This window comes from Candidatus Moraniibacteriota bacterium (genome assembly GCA_016699795.1).
In the GTDB taxonomy this organism is placed as follows: domain Bacteria; phylum Patescibacteriota; class Minisyncoccia; order Moranbacterales.
On record CP065011.1, the window covers coordinates 890,226 to 906,303 of the forward strand.

Genomic DNA, 16,078 nt, shown 5'->3' on the forward strand with positions numbered 1-16,078 from the left:
GTATATGCTTTTTTAGCATAATGATTACTATAAAGGAATGAACGTATATTGCAAGGTTTTTTTTGGGATGATACTGTTTTAGAATACTATTAAAAAATATAAGAAATATGTCAAAATATTATAGAGCAAAAAGGGTAAAAAATCTTTTTGATCCTGAATCGAAAAAACCTTTTAAAATAAGTCGGTCGAAAATTGATCTTTTTTTGAATTGTCAACGATGTTTTTATCTTGATAGACGTTTGGGAGTGGGAAGACCTCCAGGATTTCCCTTTCAGCTTAATTCTGCAGTAGACCATCTTCTTAAAAAAGAGTTTGATGAACATCGAGTTAAAAAATCAATTCATCCTTTAGCTGAAAATTATGAATTAAACCTCATCCCTTTTTCACATGAAAAGATAGATGAATGGAGGGAGAATTTTAAAGGAGTGCAATTTCTTCATGAAGAAACGAATTTCAAAGTTACTGGAGCAGTAGACGACCTTTGGATAGACGATGCGGGTGTTATTTTTGTTGTAGATTATAAAGCAACAAGTAAAGTGGGTGAGGTAAATATTAATGCTGAGTGGCAAATTGGATATAAAAGACAGATGGAAATATACCAATGGCTTATGAGAAAGAATGGTTTTGAAGTTTCTAACACAGGTTATTTCGTCTATTGTAATGGAAAAACTGATAGAAAAGCATTTGATGGGAAATTAGAATTTGATATAAAAATTATTCCTTATACGGGAAATGATTCTTGGATAGAAGATGTTCTTTTAGAATCTCATGATTGTCTTATGAGAGGCGTGTTGCCAAAGGCTTCTCGAAATTGCGATTATTGTGCGTATATAAAAGCTGTAAAGCAATCCGAACAAGAAGATTTTGTAGAATATATTTAATAAAGTTTTTCTTAATAAAAAAACTATCTACGTTGAGATAGTTGTGTGTGGGGTGTTTATAAAATTATTTTTTGAGAGGGAATTCTCGAAGGGTTTGGGTGATGAGAGAGGATGTGAAAATTGAGAATTTTCTTAGAAAATAATTTTATGAACGTAAAGAACTATCTCTAGTATAATCTCATTATTTTCCTTGTCAAATATTGCTAAAAATACGAGAAGAAAAAGAAAATCGCCTAGAGAAGAAATCTTCAGCATAAGCGATTTTTTTTGGGATTACCACCATAGGTAGTGCGCTCCTAACATAAGGTAGGTAGCACTCGCTAAGAGTGCTATGAGTGTGAAAATCCAAACACAACAAAATTTTTTGTACCTGGACCCTCAGAAAGAACCTTTAAAAGGATAGACATAGTCTCTCTCCTTGTTTTGTTTAAAGAACTTTCAACTCCCATATTGTACCATATTTTAATATCTCTGTCAAAATAAAATTCTCTTTATAATCATAAAATAAGCTTTATTTTAAATAAAAAACGTTCTTTTTCGGACGGTGCATAACTCACCCTTTACAACTTGACAAAAAGAGAGTAAAACAGTCTTTGTAAGAGGTTCTTTTTAATTAGGAGTACTTCAGATGAAACGTTTGATGTTTGATGAATACATGAGGAGTCTTTGGCGGATTCCTGAGGTTCACTTTCTATATCTTATTTTTCTTGCTCAAGACTGGAGAATTTTGAGTCAAGAGAATAGGGAATATGCATGGAAGCGACTTGGGAAAGAACCGGAAATTCTTGACCTTGTGGATCAATGGATTGATCATGGTGGGCTTGAGCATTTTCAACGAGCACACCATCGGCTTTACGAACTTGCGAGAGAAAGAATAACTGAATCACATTTTATTCAGTTTCAAGTCTTCTTTACACTCTCGCACATACCTCTCAGAGAGTTAGCAAAACTTTCTGATGAGAATCCAGATAGTCTTTTCCAGCACTATGAGTGTTGGTTGTCTTCTCAAATGAGAAGAAGATTCTCTGGAATCGTTGCTCAGTATACTCTGAAGTGAGGTGCTAAACTAATGAAAAGCGAAAAAGATATTGAATTCTAAAAGACGGTAAATGTTTTTATACATTCCGTCTTTTTTCTTTTTAACAATAGATGGATGAAGTTAAGAAGAATGAGTTTTTAATACAAATTTTTATAAAATATCTAAAGAAAAACAGGTATAACTATTTATTTCAAAGGAAATTCGGTTATAATTCTTTGATGGTATAAACATTGTTGATATTGACAAAAAAGGTAAAACATTGAAAGATTATATGTTCGAAAGTTCTTTAAGAAGAAAAATTTTTCGGTCAAATAGACTTGCACGAATCCAATCTGCGAGTCTTGGGGCCGAAAAAAAGGCTAATCTAAAATTTCCTCGGAGATCAGTATCATGAAACTGTTGTGTACACTTTTTCTTTTCATCTGCAGTATTGCTGTAAATGGAGCAAATGCTAATTCTTTCGATTGGCATTCTACGTCAGCACCTCTATTTCGTGTGGCTGGAACAGAGTCTTTTGGAGTTATTTCAATCACTTCCAATTTCCCTGTTTCTCACCTTCGAAGAATTCATATGAATGGAGCTGTTATCCAATCGATGGATTTGGTAAAGGGAGTAAATAATGAGACGAGACCACCGACAGGAACTCCTATTTATGAAGGGGGACGATTTGGTGGAATCTTTGGAAGTCCTGCTATAGGTTCGATCTTTATGGGGACAAAGAAGATCGAAGGGGGCGTCGTTTTTTTTGGAGGATGGGCATGTACTTCTCATTGGATATGTACCTACGGAGTATATAAAATTGGATGTAAAGATGAAGTTTGTTCTGGATATACACCTGTACAAAAGGTGAGAGAGTATGCAAATCCTGTGAGTACGAGAGAGGCGTGGATAGATCTTTTGACTCTATCTTCAGACCAAAAAACTTTGGCTTGGCGACGGATAGAGCGAAATAAATCCGATGAAGGAAATCTTGTGACTGAACTTTGGAGAAAAGTTGAGAATGCAAGTCCTGTAAGGATCGCCGTTAATAATGCCGGAGGAGTTTCTTTGGCAGGAAGTCTTGAAATTTTTCCTGGCGTTAACGGGCAAATAACTATCGTCGCACCACCTGGAAATGACACTCTAAATGGAAAAGCGGCCTTGTATTCGACTGCGTATGGATGGCGTGCATTAGCCCCATAAAGAGAAAGTGTTCCTAATAACTCACATTTTTTTCTGTAAAAACAGAATGAATGTGAGTTTTTTTATGGAAAAATTTTCTTTTCATTGGTATTTTTCTTTACTTTTTTATTTTTTATATGGTATAGAGAAAGAGTCACTTGCGTGTAAGTGGTACCACCAAAGAAATCCAAAAGGGAAGATTTGTCAATGAAAAGATCAAGAAGAGTAATGATGGTTATGTTTGATAAGATTCCGTGTGTAGTGAAGAAAGTAGGATGGGCGTACCGATCATCACTCACCGTGAAGTTCTTTGATGAAAGTGGAGAGAAAGAAATTTCTCCAGAGATGAAAATTTCAGTTCAAGGAGAAATCATTGAACATGAAATTCATGAATTATCAGGATGGATGTTTATCGTGTACCATCCTCGATAATATTTTATAAAGCGATCATTTTACATAAGATCGCTTTTTTAATTGAAAAAAATACATATATTTGTATAGAAAGATTTTTTGAAAAATGTTTATAAGATGGCTTTAAGTATGTATTTTTTTTAAAAATTATTTGACAAAAAATAGTTTATTGGTAAACTATTTAAATGGTTGAATAGTTTTTGAAAATGTTCTATGACAAGAAAATTTTTGTTTTCAGGGGAGACGCTTATTCAGACAGCTCATCGACTAGAAACGCTCGCTGAAAAATGTGTTTTTATTCCTATGAAAATGTCTCTTATAAGCTTTCGAATATTAGAAGCTATTGCAAAAGAAGATATTTATATTGCGAGTGATTTGCAAAATTTATTGAAATCGAAAAAATCTAATATTGCGCAAAGGGTACAGATGTTAGAGAAACGAGGATTTCTTCGTCGAGAACGTTCAAAAGAAGATGGAAGAAAAATTATTCTTTTTATTACGCCAAAAGGGAAGAAAAAAGTTGAAGATGTGAGAATTCGATTTGAGAAAGCCCGTATTTGTTTGGAAAGTTTTTTTTCTAAAGAAGAATTAGAAAGTGAATTAAAATTTTTTCAGAAATTAAATTCTTTTTTGGATTTACAAGAAAAGTCATTGAGTAAAATATTTGAGAAATAAGTGAACATAAGAAATATGAAAAAATCTATTCGTTTTATTTTGGGTGTTCTTCTTCTCATTGGAGTTTTTGGTTCTGCGATATATTTTTCTCCAAAACAGGAAGTTTCTCAAGAGCAAGACACAACAACGAAGTCGATTGTTGTTACTACGCAGTCAATAGAAGAAAGTCGTGTATTTCCTCAGCTAGTTACGTATCCTGCTACTGTCATTGGAAACCAAGAATCCGATATTGTTGCTAAATCAGCAGGAACTATTTCCGTTTTGAATATTTCGTTAGGGGACCATGTTCTTCCAGGATCTTTTTTGACAAAAATTGATGATACAGGAAATTCTCGTTCTTCTAACGTCGAAAATTTTCAGAGTAAAGAACTTCAGCAAGCTAATATCAATAAAGAAAAAGCTCAAAAATCTGTTGATATTGCTGAAAGAAATTATCAAAGTCTAAAAAAGATTTATGAAGAACAAGAAGATGATGACACTCTTTTAAAAACAGTTACAAAAGATCAAGTAAGATCGGCAAAACTTCAGATTGATATGACAAAACTTGAAAAAGAAAATGCCGAAATTGCTCTTCAGAGTTTATTAGATAATCACCTTGTCACAAGCCCCCTTGAAGGCTATGTGACGAATATTTTAGTTTCTGTTGGGGATTATGTTACTCCCGGAGAAACATTGGCCACGATAAGCAAAACAAAGAGTGCGAAGCTCCGACTTTATGTAGATCAAAATCATTTTACTTTTTTTCAAAAAGGTACAGTGTTTAGTTTTATGGATGGAAATAGAAAAGTGTATAAAGCACGTGTGGAAAATATCTCACCACAAGCAGATCTTATAACACGACGTTTTCTCGTAGAAGCTTCTCCTGAAGAAAAAACAGAAGAGTTATTATTGGGAACTATTGTTTCGGCAGAATTTTCTTTTGAACAAAAGCCTCAAATGGAAGAAAATATCCTTCTTCCTATTTCTGCAATTACATTTGGACAAAATGAAAATAATATTTTTATCGTAGAGAATGAACGAGCTCGACGCGTTGTTGTGGAAGTGTCTCGTGTAGTCGGAGAAATGGCTGAAATAAAAATAGATCTCCCTCGAGATGCAAAGGTTATTGTTTCTGGAAATAAATTAGTACGGGATGGAGATAATGTCTCTCTCTCGAAATAATATATATGGAAAAAAAATCCCAACAATTTTCTTCCGACTCTCTTTATCTTAAACAGTTAGAGTTTCGTCCAGAATTACGAAAAACATGGCTTAATTTTTTTGTAGAGAACTTTCGCGTTGTTACTCTTCTCGTACTTCTTATTTCTTTTTGGGGAATATATGCTTTTTTGAATTTGCCTCGAGAATCAAATCCGGAGGTAAAAATTCCCGTTGCGGTTATTACCGTTACCTACCCAGGCGTTTCTCCAACAGATATGGAGGAATTGGTGACGAAAAAAATCGAAACAAGTATTTCAAGTATAAGTGGTATAAATAGAGTTACTTCAAATTCTTCTAACTCTTTTTCTTCTGTAGCGGTTGAATTTGAAGCAAATCAGGATGTGGATGATTCTATTCGAAACTTGCGAGATAAACTTGCAACTATTCGTTCAGATATTCCTGAAGAAGCGAATGATCCCCAGCTTATGGAGATTTCTTTTGATAATACTCCCGTAGTTACTTTTGCTCTTACTGGACCATACGATGATTTCTCTTTGCGTACTTGGGGAGAAAAAATTCAATCTGAATTGGAAAAAATTCCTGATGTTCGAGAGGTGACTGTTTCAGGGGGAGATCAAACAGAATTTGAAGTTGCTTATGATCCTCAAAAATTAGCATTTTTTGGTATTAGCGTGGATCAGGCAAATCAAACAATAAGTGGAACAAACCGTGCTGTTCCTGCTGGAAATTTTGAAGGAAAGGAATTTAACTATCCTGTTCGTGTGGAAGGGCGATTTTTTGATGTGAAATCTATAGGAGAAATTCCTTTGTCCCATACGCAAGACGGGGCTATTATTTTTGTAAAAGATGTAGCAACTGTTTCTGAAAAAGCTATTGAAAAAACGATACTCTCTCGAATTTCTGCAGGAGGAGAAGAACCAAGTAGTGCTGTTATTATTCAAGTGGTGAAAAGAACAGGGGGGAATATTATTGATGTAGTGAGTGAGTCAAAAAAGCGTATAGACTCGATGATAAAAACCTTTCCTTCGGGTGTTGCTTATGAGACGACATTGGATATGTCTGAGCAAATTAATGAAGATTTTTCTCAGTTAACGCACGATTTTTTCTTAACAGTGGGATTAGTTTTTTTCATTCTTTTTCTTTTCGTTGGTCTTAAAGAAGCTCTTGTGGCGGGCATTGCTATTCCATTAGTTTTTTTCATTACTTTTGGAATAATGCTTTCTTTGGGAACTTCTCTTAACTTTCTTTCTCTTTTTTCTCTCCTTCTTTCTCTTGGTCTCTTGGTAGATGATGCCATTGTTGTTGTTTCAGCTATAAAACAATATATGCGTACGGGAAAATTTACACCAGAGGAAGCTGTTCTTTTAGTTTTAAATGATTATAAAATAGTTCTTCTTTCTACAACGCTCGCTACAGTATGGGCTTTCTTACCATTACTTATGGCCAGTGGAATGATTGGGGCATTTATTAAATCAATTCCTATTACAGTATCTATAACATTATCATCTTCTCTCTTAGTAGCTATAGCGATCAATCCTCCAATGGCAGCATTGTTGGAACGTGTTCGTTTAACGAAAGGAGTCTTTTTTTCTTTCTTTTTCATTCTTTTTGGAATGGGTATGTTTGGGGCGACACAAAATGTTCTTTGGGGGTATGCTCTCGCTCTTATTTCTTTCATTCTTTCCGTGGGAATGCTCCGATGGTATTTTTTCAAGGGAGTTCGAATCCTTAAAATGAATCAAGATCTTGTAGATAAAGAGTCAATAGATGATGACCTCATAAAAGAAAAACTTGCCTATCAAGGAAATAGAGAAGCGCATAGTTCTTTTAAAGATCGCCTTATTCATGGCATTATTTCATTCGATCACATCCTTCCTTTGTATGAGAAATATCTTCGTAAAGTGCTTTTGACAAAAAAACGTCAGATGCTTTTTCTGGGAGGAGTTTTTGTAATATTTGTTCTTTCTGTGTTATTACCCGTTACTGGCGTAGTAAAAACGGAATTCTTTCCAGAATCCAATGGTAATACTCTTTCTATTTCATTTCGAGCTCCAGCAGGAGTTGTTATCGACCAGACAGATAAGGTGGTTCAAAAAGTTGAAGAACGACTTCTTGGTTTTCAGGAAATAGAGAATTTCTCTACTTTAGTAGGAAATCCAGGAGCTTCTAGTGGTGGTGGGGTGTCTCAGAATACGTCGAATGTTGCTTCTATTTCTGTTCAATTAGTTAATCCCGAAGAGAGAGAAAAAACATCGGAACAAATTGCGCAGAGTATCCGTGATACTATCAAAGATATTCAGGGCGCAACTATCGTAGTAGAAGCACCAAGAGGAGGACCTCCTTCCGGAGCAGCTTTTCAGGCTGAAATTATAGGAGATGATTTACAGACATTAGATAAGATTGCTAATGATCTCAAGTTAATTTTGAAAGAAATACCTGGCGTTGTGAATAGCGATATTTCTCTGAGGGATTCTTCTGCGGAATATACTTTTTCTTTAGATACATCTAAAATGGAGCTATATAATTTGAATGCTCTCTTAGTGGGAAGTACTCTTCGAACAGCTATTTCTGGAACAAAAGTCACTACGGTTATTCGTGAAAATAAAGATATTGATGTGGTTGCACGTTTTGATGAAACGAGGATACCAACATTAGATGCTATACAGAATTTACAAATTCTTAATACACAAAAACAACCAGTATTTTTAAAAGATGTAGCTACTATACAACTTATTCCTTCGGTGGATTCTATTTCTCGTATTGATCAAAAAAGAACGGTTCTTCTTACCTCGGGAGTAACAACGATGATTAGCTCTACACAACTCGTAAAAGTTTTTCAAGAGAAAATGGCTAAAGAATATACACTTCCTGATGGATATTCTATTTCTTATGGTGGAGAAAATGAGCAAAATGCAGAATCGGTACTTTCTATTATTCAAGCAATGGCTATCGCAGGAATATTAATTGTTTCAACCTTAGTAATTCAATTTAATTCCTTTAGAAAAGCATGTATCGTTTTGGTAACTTTACCTTTGGCGCTTATCGGAGTTTTCGTTGGAATGGCACTTCTTGGAGTGAATCTGAGCTTTCCTGGACTCATTGGAATCCTCGCGCTTTTTGGTATCGTGGTAAAAAATGCCATTATTCTTATTGATAAAATTAATCTTAATTTAAATGCAAAAATTTCTTTTTCTGAAGCAATTGTTGATGCGGGAAAGTCGAGATTAGAAGCTATTATGATAACTTCATTTTGTACTATCGCAGGAATCCTTCCTATTACACTTTCCAATGAAACGTGGATGGCTTTGGGATCGGCGGTTATTTTTGGACTTTCGGTATCTTCTTTTCTAACGCTCTTTGTTGTGCCAGTCCTTTATGTCGTTGTGGCGAGTAGAAAAGAAAAAATGATTTTATGAGAAAGGTAAATCTTTAGAGAAGAATGTCTCTAGAAAATTTAAATTTAAAGAAATACTTGGATAGAAAAACCCCTCTTTAAATTTTGAGGGGTTTTTGTGAAAAATGAAAGTAAAAAAGAGGAGAACCTTTTTATTTAACGACTATTGGCGATCCCAAATAATACAAGCGCTAAAAACAAATAGAGAAAACCAAAGGTAATAGCGATTAAAGCCATATCAATGAGTTGAAGTATTTCCTGCATAGTGTTTAAATTATGGATTCTTAGAGAGTATCTTTTTCAAACTGAACCAGATAAGATACATTAAAAATAATAATTTGTCAAGTTTTTTTAAAAGTGAATAGGGAAGATGGGCCTATGGGGGGAAAAGAAAAACAATCCTTTCGCTATAAAATGTTTTTAGAGAAAAGGAGATATTTTTTGTGGAAATATTTTTAAGAAGATATTTTTAAATTTTGAAGAAAAGTTTCGAAGTCTGATGGGATAGGGGTGGTAAAAGAATATTTTTCTTTTTCGAAAATAAACGATATTTTGTAAGCGTGTAAAAGTTGTCGTGGTGCACTTTGATCGTTTTTAAATTCTTTTCGTTTATAAAGTTTATCACCAACTACTGGATGTCCAATAAAGGATGCATGAATACGTATCTGATGCATTCTTCCTGTCTTTGGATAAAATTTAAGAAGAGAGAAGAATTTTGTAGCTTTGAGAGAGGATGAAAATTTTTTGATGATTTGATACTTTGTGATCGCCTGTCGAGGAGTTCCTTTCCACTTTGCACGACCAGTTGGTATAGTTTGTTTTCGAAAGTTGGCAGAACGTGCGATAGATTGATCTATAATTCCTTTTGTTTCTTTTGGAATGCCATAGACAAGAGCAAGATATTCTTTCTGAATATTTCTTGAGGCAAAGAGGCTTTTGAATTTTTTGAAGGAATCATTCGTTTTCGTTATAACAAGAATGCCTGAAGTATCTTTGTCGAGTCTATGAACGATTCCCGGACGAGTTAAATCTTCACCCACAGTTAAAATATCCGGATATTGAGCAGCAACCCAATTAACAAGAGTGTTTTCTTTTTCAGTACTCGAAGGATGAACCTGAATACCTGGAGGTTTATTAATGATGATAAAAAATTCATTTTCAAAGAGAACAGGGATTTTTAGAGTAAAGTTTTTTTTAATAGTGTGCGGGGACACATCTTCTAAAAAAGCAACTTCGAGGAGATCATCTTTTTTTAAGATATAGCTAGGTTTTTTCTTTTCATGATTGATTTTTACAGCCCCTTCTCTTATTTCTTTGACAAGGGATGATCGAGATCGATCAGGATAATGAGTGTGTAAAAAAACATCGAGACGTTGTCCAATGTTTTTGTCGATAGGAATAAAGATGGAAGATTTTTTCATAAGAGAGTATTATGTTTACTGTAAACGGTAAATGATAACCTGTAAACCTATTTTTTTAGATATGAATAAAATAACGATAGTTGGAGCGGGGGTGGTGGGGGCCACAAGTGCTTATAGTCTTATTGCTAAAGATGTTGCTGAAGAATTAGTCCTTGTAGATATTAATAAAGAATTAGCGGAAGCTGAGGCTATGGATTTACAGCATAGCGTTTCATTTTTTGGTTCAACGCAGGTAAGAGCTGGATCTTATGAGGATTTCTCAGATAGTCAAATCGTAGTATTCTGTGCTGGATCTGCTCAGAAAGAAGGGCAATCACGATTGGATTTAATTCAGGATAATGCCAGAATAGTACAAAAAGTTGTCCCTGAAATATTTTCTCGAAATCCAGACGCTATGCTGATAATGGTTACAAATCCCGTTGATGTTCTTACTTATCTAGCAATACAAATGTTTCCAGAAAAAAAGCGACAAATAATAGGAACGGGAACAATGTTGGATAGCTCTCGCTTTCGATATTTATTGGGAGCAAAACTGCGTGTAAATTCTAAGAGTATTACTGCTTATATTGTAGGAGAACATGGAGATTCTGAAGTGCCGTATTGGTCGACAGCTACTACAGGATCTATGAGTCTTGATACTTGTCGATTACTTACAAAAGAAGAAAAGGACGAGATATTTTCCCAGGCAAAAAATGCAGCATATGCTATTATTAAAGGGAAGCAAGCAACCTATTATGCGATCGGTGCTGTAGTATCTCACTTATGTAATGTTATTATTAAAGATAAAAGAGTCATACTTCCAATTTCACATTTTATAGAGGGTGAATTTGGTATATCGGATGTATGCTTGAGTATTCCTGTTGTGGTTGGAAAAGAAGGTGTTGCGGGGCATTTGTGTGTGGTATTTTCGGATGAAGAATTGACGTTACTCAAGAAATCAGCAGATACACTAAAAGAAGTCATTGCTTCTTTGGACTTAACATCAAAAACATAAAAAATATTTTCAAATAGAGGTTTTGTGAATAGGTTTCCTGTAAGAGGAGATGATTCTCGTTATCTTTTATAAGTAATAGTATAAAAATATGTCTGATCAAAAAAAGGTTATCATCTTTATGGGAATTGCTTTAATTTTTTTTGGGATAGGATCATTTTGGTTTCTTAGTTTTCCTCATAAAGCGCAAGAACCTTCCTCGGTGAAAGTGAAAAATAATCAAACTTCTATTACGAATTTTGATGAATGTGTTTTAGCGGGAAATCCGATAATGGAATCCTATCCAAGAGGATGTATGACTCAAGACGGGCGTTCTTTTGTGGAGATTCTAACAGAAGAAGCTCAGTTACCATTGGTAGGGAATGATAGAGATGAATATGGTTGTATTGGTTCTGCTGGGTATACTTGGTGTGAAGAAAAACAGAAATGTCTTCGAACGTGGGAGGAGGATTGTTTTGATGAAGCTCATAAATAGGATCTAGAGAGACCTTTGGAGTAGCGATAATACTTTTAGGGAGTAAAAGTATTTTTGAAGAGAAATAATTTACTTAGTATAGAAAAATGAAGAAATATATTGCATTTAGTTTAGGATCCTTTCTCCTTTTATTTTTAGAAAAGAGTTATATTTTTTCTTTGGGAAAAATAATACATACATATTTTCCATGTGAACAAAATCTCGGAAATTCTCTTCCTTGTTATTCTGGATACGATTTCTATTTTATGGCCATTCTTTTGATAATCTTTATTGTTTCGATGATAGGTCTTTCTGTTGAAATATATAAAAAGGCATAGTTCTTAGAATAGAAGAAGGCATTATTTGATTGAGATGGGTAGAATATAATAGATTTTATTTTTTGAAGTATATCTGAAAGATAGTGTTAAAATTTGAAAATATCTCACAATTTTTATAGGGCTAAAATGAATATTTTTAAATTGAGAAAAGGGAAAATGGTTATGTTCCTTGTCGAGAATAAATTTTTTATTTGCCAAAAGTTAGTTTATTGCGTATACTTTGTCGAGAATATTTTGTTGTATAAAAGCGTTATGTCAAATAAAATGACAGGCGCATTTCAGCTTTTATGAGAACACATACGTGCGGAGAATTACGTGCAAACGATGTAGGGAAAGAAGTAACTTTAACTGGTTGGGTACATAGAAGACGAGACCATGGAGGAGTTATTTTTGTAGATCTTCGAGATAGATACGGACTTACTCAAATAAAATTTGATCCAGAAATACATGAAGTATCATGGAAGAACGCAGAACATATTCGAAGTGAATGGGTTCTAAAAGTAACTGGAAGTATTTTGAGTCGACCTCAGGATATGATTAATCCCAAAATTGATACGGGCTCTATTGAAATTGGTGTAAAAGAATTAGAAATTCTCAATGAATCAAAAGTTCTACCATTTGAAATTGATGAAGAAAAGGCTGAAGAATCAAATGAAAATATACGTTTACAGTATCGTTTTTTGGATCTTCGTCGTCCAGCATTGCAAAAATTATTGAAACTCAAAGATCATTATATTCGACATATGCGTGAATATTTTCACACACGTGGTTTTATCGAGGTGCAAACGCCAATTTTGGCGAATTCTTCTCCGGAGGGAGCTCGAGATTTTCTCATTCCTTCTCGGCTTCATCCAGGAAAGTTTTATGCACTTCCGCAAGCACCTCAGCAATTTAAGCAACTTCTTATGGTAGGAGGTGTGGATCGATATTTTCAAATAGCACCCTGTTTTCGAGATGAAGATCCTCGTATGGACAGGCACTATGGAGAATTTTATCAATTGGATATGGAGATGAGTTTTGTAACTCAGGATGATATTTTTCAAATCATGGAACCATTGATGATAGAATTAACAGAAAATTTTTCAAATAAAAAGGTTACACGCCTTAATCCAGATGGACGCTTCATCAAACTTGCATGGAAAGAAGCTATGACTCGTTATGGTATCGACAAGCCAGACCTTCGTTTTGATTTGGAAATTTTTCCAATAACAGAAATGGTTTCCGGTTGTGGTTTCTCGGTTTTTTCTCAGGCTATTGAAAATGGCGGTGTTGTTCATGCTATGAAAGTGGATGAAGGTTCAAAATTGAGCAGGAAAGATATTGATGAGCTCACGGAAATTGCTAAAACAAAAGGCGCTAAGGGCTTGGCCTATATTATTGTAAGAGATGGCGGAGAACTTCAGTCGCCCATTGTAAAGTTTTTAGGAAACGAATTAGCCAAAGAGATTGTTCAAAAAGTTAAAGCTAAAACGGGGGATATTATCTTTTTTAGTGCGGATTCTTGGAAAACAGTCTGTTCAGCTTTGGGTGCTGTGCGAAATGAGTGTGCTCAGCGTTTAGGTCTTAAAGATAATACAAAAGCTGTGTGGTGCTGGATAGTGGACTTCCCTATGTATTCTCATTCAGAAATTGAGCCGGGAAGACTTGATTTTGAACACAATCCTTTTTCTATGCCTCAAGGTGGAATGAAAACTCTGGAAGAAAAAGATCCATTGGATATTTTGGCATATCAATATGATTTGGTTCTTAATGGATTTGAAGCTTCTAGTGGTGCTATTCGAAATCATGATCCAAAAATTATGTATAAGGCTTTCGAAATAGCTGGATATACTAAGGAAGAAGTTGATAAAAGGTTCGGAGCACTTATTCGAGCATTTCAGTACGGAGCACCTCCTCATGGAGGAAATGCTCCTGGAATTGATCGAATCCTTATGGTCCTTCATGATCTTGATTCTATTCGTGATATCTATGCTTTTCCTAAAGATGGCCGAGGAAGAGATCTTATGATGAATAGTCCTTCGGAAATTGATAGTAAGCAGCTTCGGGAAACAAATATACGTTTAGCGAGATAGCATTAGGTATCTTGTAGCTTGCGAAATAATGCATGGCATTGAAATTTGAATTTCTTTTTATTTCGCTTAAAAAATAAAATTTCTAAATAAGATGATTCTTTTAAGAAATACTCTATCTTATGGTAGAAGGGTATGTTATGAAAGAGGAAATGAAAACCTTTTGTAAAAAATAATTGAGTAAATGAAAATATATGGAGCAAAAATATGAAATAGAGATAAAAACTTTATTAGGATCAAAAGAATCAGCGGATATTTTTTTGGAAAAATTGAAAGAAAAATTTTCAGAAATGAAAGAAATAGGAAAAAACAGTCAATTAAATCATTACTTTTTTGGAGGAGATAAAGAAAAAATTATTCTAGAAATAGGATCAATTTTAGCATCTGGTGATAGTGATCGATTGAGATTTCTTTTGGAAAAAGCCTCACAGATTTCCATACGGACTCGTAAGGCGGATGAAAAAGTTTTATTTGTACTCAAAGCCTCGATTGATGATACAACGAGTTCCAATGGAACAGCGCGGGCGGAACTAGAAGGGGAAGTTTCTCTGTCTCTTCATGAATTAGATCAAAAACTTTTGGAATGTGATTGTAAAGTTCAAGCAAAATGGTCTAGAGATCGTCGAGAATATTCTCTTGGAGAAGGTACGATTGTTTGTATTGATCGAAATGCTGGCTATGGATATTTAGCTGAATTTGAGAGGATCATACAGAATCCAAATGATGCTGAAAAAACGAAAGAAGATTTGAGAAGGATTATGTCTGAAGTTGGAATTGAAGAGCTTCCTCAAGATCGTTTAGAGAGAATGTTTGCTTTTTATAATGAGCATTGGGAAGAATATTATGGAACAGAAAAAACATTTACTCTAGAATAGTTTTTTAAGACAAATACATTTTTTTGATTGAGAATGTAAATGAATAATGCTTAAACAATAACTGAGTAAATATTCCTTTAATATTTTGAATGAAATTCTTTATATTTTTGCTAAAAAAGGAAATTTTGTGTAGTATTTTTTTGGAATTTATTTTTTTAATTATATTCTTTATAAAGTATGTTTCTTTCTGACTGTGATATACAAAGAGGGGTTGAAGACGGCTCTATTGTAATTAAGGATTTTGAAAAAAAACGTTTACAACCAGCGAGTTATGATGTTCTTTTGGGAAATGTTTTTCTTATAACCAGTTCTCATGAAACGAAAGCAATAGATCCCGTTCGTGGTATTTTTCCTAAAAATTCTGAGATTCAAATACCTGATGGAGAGGAATTTATTCTTCATCCTAGAACGACGGTATTGGGTACTCTTAAAGATTATGTAGGTTCTCGTGAATATCTTATTCAGATATCAGGAAAAAGTTCTTTAGCGAGGATTGGTTTGGTTGTTCATAATACTGCTGGAATTATTAATCCTGGTCATTTTCTCCATATAACATTAGAGCTTGCAAACTTTAATATCGCACCTATCATTCTTCGTCCGGGTATGGCAATTGCTCAATTAACTTTTAGCATGCTCTCAACGCCTGTTTCAAAAGATTATTCTCAAACAGGACGATTTAATGGTAATAATTGGAAAAAGAATTTTATCAGCTCTACAGAAAGTTCAAAAAAGAATTCAAAAAAGAAAGTGTAATGTTTTTAGAATAGTAAGACGTTTTTATTTTATATATTTTTGTTTTTATGGAATTAAAGAAATATCAACATAAAGATTATACTATTTCTTGGAATCCTGAGGAGAAGATAATTTATGTTAAATTCTTAGAAACTTTTTCAAAAGAAAGTGCTAAAGATTTTAAGCGCGATGCTTTGGAATTAGGAATGACTGTGAAAGGAATGGAGAAGACGGTCAAAGTTCTTCATGATCTTCGAGAAGTGTCTGACGATTATGACCATCTCGATGTTTCTGGTGAAATGCTTCTTGTGGATGCTATGGAATATGTAGATAAGATAGCGTCATTTGGACTTGGGAGAGCTATTCGAAAGTCTTCATTGGGCGTCTTTGATACGGTTCACTTCTTGACACAAGGCAAAGAAATGCGTTTTTATGAAGATGAGAATTCAGCTAAATCGTGGCTCATGAAACAATAA

Annotated in this window: 15 protein-coding genes; 14 read left to right on the top strand and 1 reads right to left on the bottom strand. The window is 34.2% G+C overall.

Translation table 11 applies throughout. The annotated features are described in order from the left end of the window. Positions 1-107 precede the first annotated feature (107 nt). The 7 genes from IPN70_04140 (at position 108) to IPN70_04170 (ending at position 8,744) form a co-directional block, all read left to right on the top strand. Positions 108-881 (top strand): PD-(D/E)XK nuclease family protein, encoded by a 774-nt coding sequence (locus tag IPN70_04140; GenBank protein ID QQS61046.1) that lies wholly within the window; start codon positions 108-110, stop codon positions 879-881. Between the two features lie 628 nt (positions 882-1,509). Further along, positions 1,510-1,938 (top strand): hypothetical protein, encoded by a 429-nt coding sequence (locus IPN70_04145; protein ID QQS61047.1) that lies wholly within the window; start codon positions 1,510-1,512, stop codon positions 1,936-1,938. A 372-nt stretch (positions 1,939-2,310) separates the two neighbouring features. Next, entirely contained in the window at positions 2,311-3,102 is a 792-nt protein-coding gene (locus tag IPN70_04150) for a hypothetical protein (protein ID QQS61048.1), read from the top strand. Positions 3,103-3,288: 186 nt separating this feature from the next. Next, a complete protein-coding gene (locus IPN70_04155) occupies positions 3,289-3,513 on the top strand; it encodes a hypothetical protein (protein QQS61049.1) in 225 nt (74 codons plus the stop codon). A 192-nt stretch (positions 3,514-3,705) separates the two neighbouring features. Next, a complete protein-coding gene (locus IPN70_04160; GenBank protein QQS61050.1) occupies positions 3,706-4,167 on the top strand; it encodes a MarR family transcriptional regulator in 462 nt (153 codons plus the stop codon). A gap of 15 nt (positions 4,168-4,182) precedes the next feature. Beyond that, entirely contained in the window at positions 4,183-5,328 is a 1,146-nt protein-coding gene (locus IPN70_04165) for an efflux RND transporter periplasmic adaptor subunit (protein QQS61051.1), read from the top strand. Between the two features lie 5 nt (positions 5,329-5,333). After that, positions 5,334-8,744 (top strand): efflux RND transporter permease subunit, encoded by a 3,411-nt coding sequence (locus tag IPN70_04170; GenBank protein QQS61052.1) that lies wholly within the window; start codon positions 5,334-5,336, stop codon positions 8,742-8,744. Between the two features lie 433 nt (positions 8,745-9,177). Here IPN70_04170 and IPN70_04175 read toward each other — a convergent pair whose 3' ends face one another. Then, positions 9,178-10,143, bottom strand: coding sequence for an RluA family pseudouridine synthase (locus tag IPN70_04175; protein QQS61053.1), 966 nt, complete (start codon positions 10,141-10,143; stop codon positions 9,178-9,180). 61 nt (positions 10,144-10,204) lie between these two features. Between IPN70_04175 and IPN70_04180 the strand changes: the two genes are divergently transcribed. The 7 genes from IPN70_04180 to IPN70_04210 all read left to right on the top strand — a co-directional run bounded on the left by IPN70_04180 (position 10,205) and on the right by IPN70_04210 (position 16,078). Next, positions 10,205-11,137 carry an L-lactate dehydrogenase gene (locus IPN70_04180; GenBank protein QQS61054.1) on the top strand — a complete coding sequence of 311 codons (933 nt, stop codon included), beginning with the start codon at positions 10,205-10,207 and terminating at the stop codon, positions 11,135-11,137. 88 nt (positions 11,138-11,225) lie between these two features. After that, entirely contained in the window at positions 11,226-11,609 is a 384-nt protein-coding gene (locus IPN70_04185) for a hypothetical protein (GenBank protein QQS61055.1), read from the top strand. Positions 11,610-11,695: 86 nt separating this feature from the next. Next, positions 11,696-11,926 carry a hypothetical protein gene (locus tag IPN70_04190; protein ID QQS61056.1) on the top strand — a complete coding sequence of 77 codons (231 nt, stop codon included), beginning with the start codon at positions 11,696-11,698 and terminating at the stop codon, positions 11,924-11,926. Between the two features lie 287 nt (positions 11,927-12,213). Continuing rightward, positions 12,214-13,998, top strand: coding sequence for an aspartate--tRNA ligase (aspS, locus tag IPN70_04195; protein ID QQS61057.1), 1,785 nt, complete (start codon positions 12,214-12,216; stop codon positions 13,996-13,998). A 191-nt stretch (positions 13,999-14,189) separates the two neighbouring features. Then, positions 14,190-14,870: a hypothetical protein gene (locus IPN70_04200; GenBank protein ID QQS61058.1), complete on the top strand. Its 681-nt coding sequence runs from the start codon at positions 14,190-14,192 to the stop codon at positions 14,868-14,870. A gap of 177 nt (positions 14,871-15,047) precedes the next feature. Then, complete coding sequence (gene dcd, locus IPN70_04205) at positions 15,048-15,623, top strand: dCTP deaminase (GenBank protein QQS61059.1); 576 nt, start codon at positions 15,048-15,050, stop codon at positions 15,621-15,623. Positions 15,624-15,670: 47 nt separating this feature from the next. Then, on the top strand, positions 15,671-16,078 hold the full coding sequence (locus tag IPN70_04210; GenBank protein QQS61060.1) for a hypothetical protein: 408 nt from the start codon (positions 15,671-15,673) through the stop codon (positions 16,076-16,078).

Excerpts from the sequence above, each read along its gene's own strand:
- IPN70_04155 (QQS61049.1), top strand. The coding sequence starts at position 3,289 with ATGAAAAGATCAAGAAGAGTAATGATGGTTATGTTTGATAAGATTCCG.
- IPN70_04150 (QQS61048.1), top strand. The coding sequence starts at position 2,311 with ATGAAACTGTTGTGTACACTTTTTCTTTTCATCTGCAGTATTGCTGTA.
- dcd (QQS61059.1), top strand. The coding sequence starts at position 15,048 with ATGTTTCTTTCTGACTGTGATATACAAAGAGGGGTTGAAGACGGCTCT.
- IPN70_04145 (QQS61047.1), top strand. The coding sequence starts at position 1,510 with ATGAAACGTTTGATGTTTGATGAATACATGAGGAGTCTTTGGCGGATT.
- IPN70_04175 (QQS61053.1), bottom strand. The coding sequence starts at position 10,143 with ATGAAAAAATCTTCCATCTTTATTCCTATCGACAAAAACATTGGACAA.
- IPN70_04185 (QQS61055.1), top strand. The coding sequence starts at position 11,226 with ATGTCTGATCAAAAAAAGGTTATCATCTTTATGGGAATTGCTTTAATT.
- IPN70_04160 (QQS61050.1), top strand. The coding sequence starts at position 3,706 with ATGACAAGAAAATTTTTGTTTTCAGGGGAGACGCTTATTCAGACAGCT.
- aspS (QQS61057.1), top strand. The coding sequence starts at position 12,214 with ATGAGAACACATACGTGCGGAGAATTACGTGCAAACGATGTAGGGAAA.
- IPN70_04165 (QQS61051.1), top strand. The coding sequence starts at position 4,183 with ATGAAAAAATCTATTCGTTTTATTTTGGGTGTTCTTCTTCTCATTGGA.
- IPN70_04170 (QQS61052.1), top strand. The coding sequence starts at position 5,334 with ATGGAAAAAAAATCCCAACAATTTTCTTCCGACTCTCTTTATCTTAAA.
- IPN70_04200 (QQS61058.1), top strand. The coding sequence starts at position 14,190 with ATGGAGCAAAAATATGAAATAGAGATAAAAACTTTATTAGGATCAAAA.
- IPN70_04180 (QQS61054.1), top strand. The coding sequence starts at position 10,205 with ATGAATAAAATAACGATAGTTGGAGCGGGGGTGGTGGGGGCCACAAGT.
- IPN70_04210 (QQS61060.1), top strand. The coding sequence starts at position 15,671 with ATGGAATTAAAGAAATATCAACATAAAGATTATACTATTTCTTGGAAT.
- IPN70_04190 (QQS61056.1), top strand. The coding sequence starts at position 11,696 with ATGAAGAAATATATTGCATTTAGTTTAGGATCCTTTCTCCTTTTATTT.
- IPN70_04140 (QQS61046.1), top strand. The coding sequence starts at position 108 with ATGTCAAAATATTATAGAGCAAAAAGGGTAAAAAATCTTTTTGATCCT.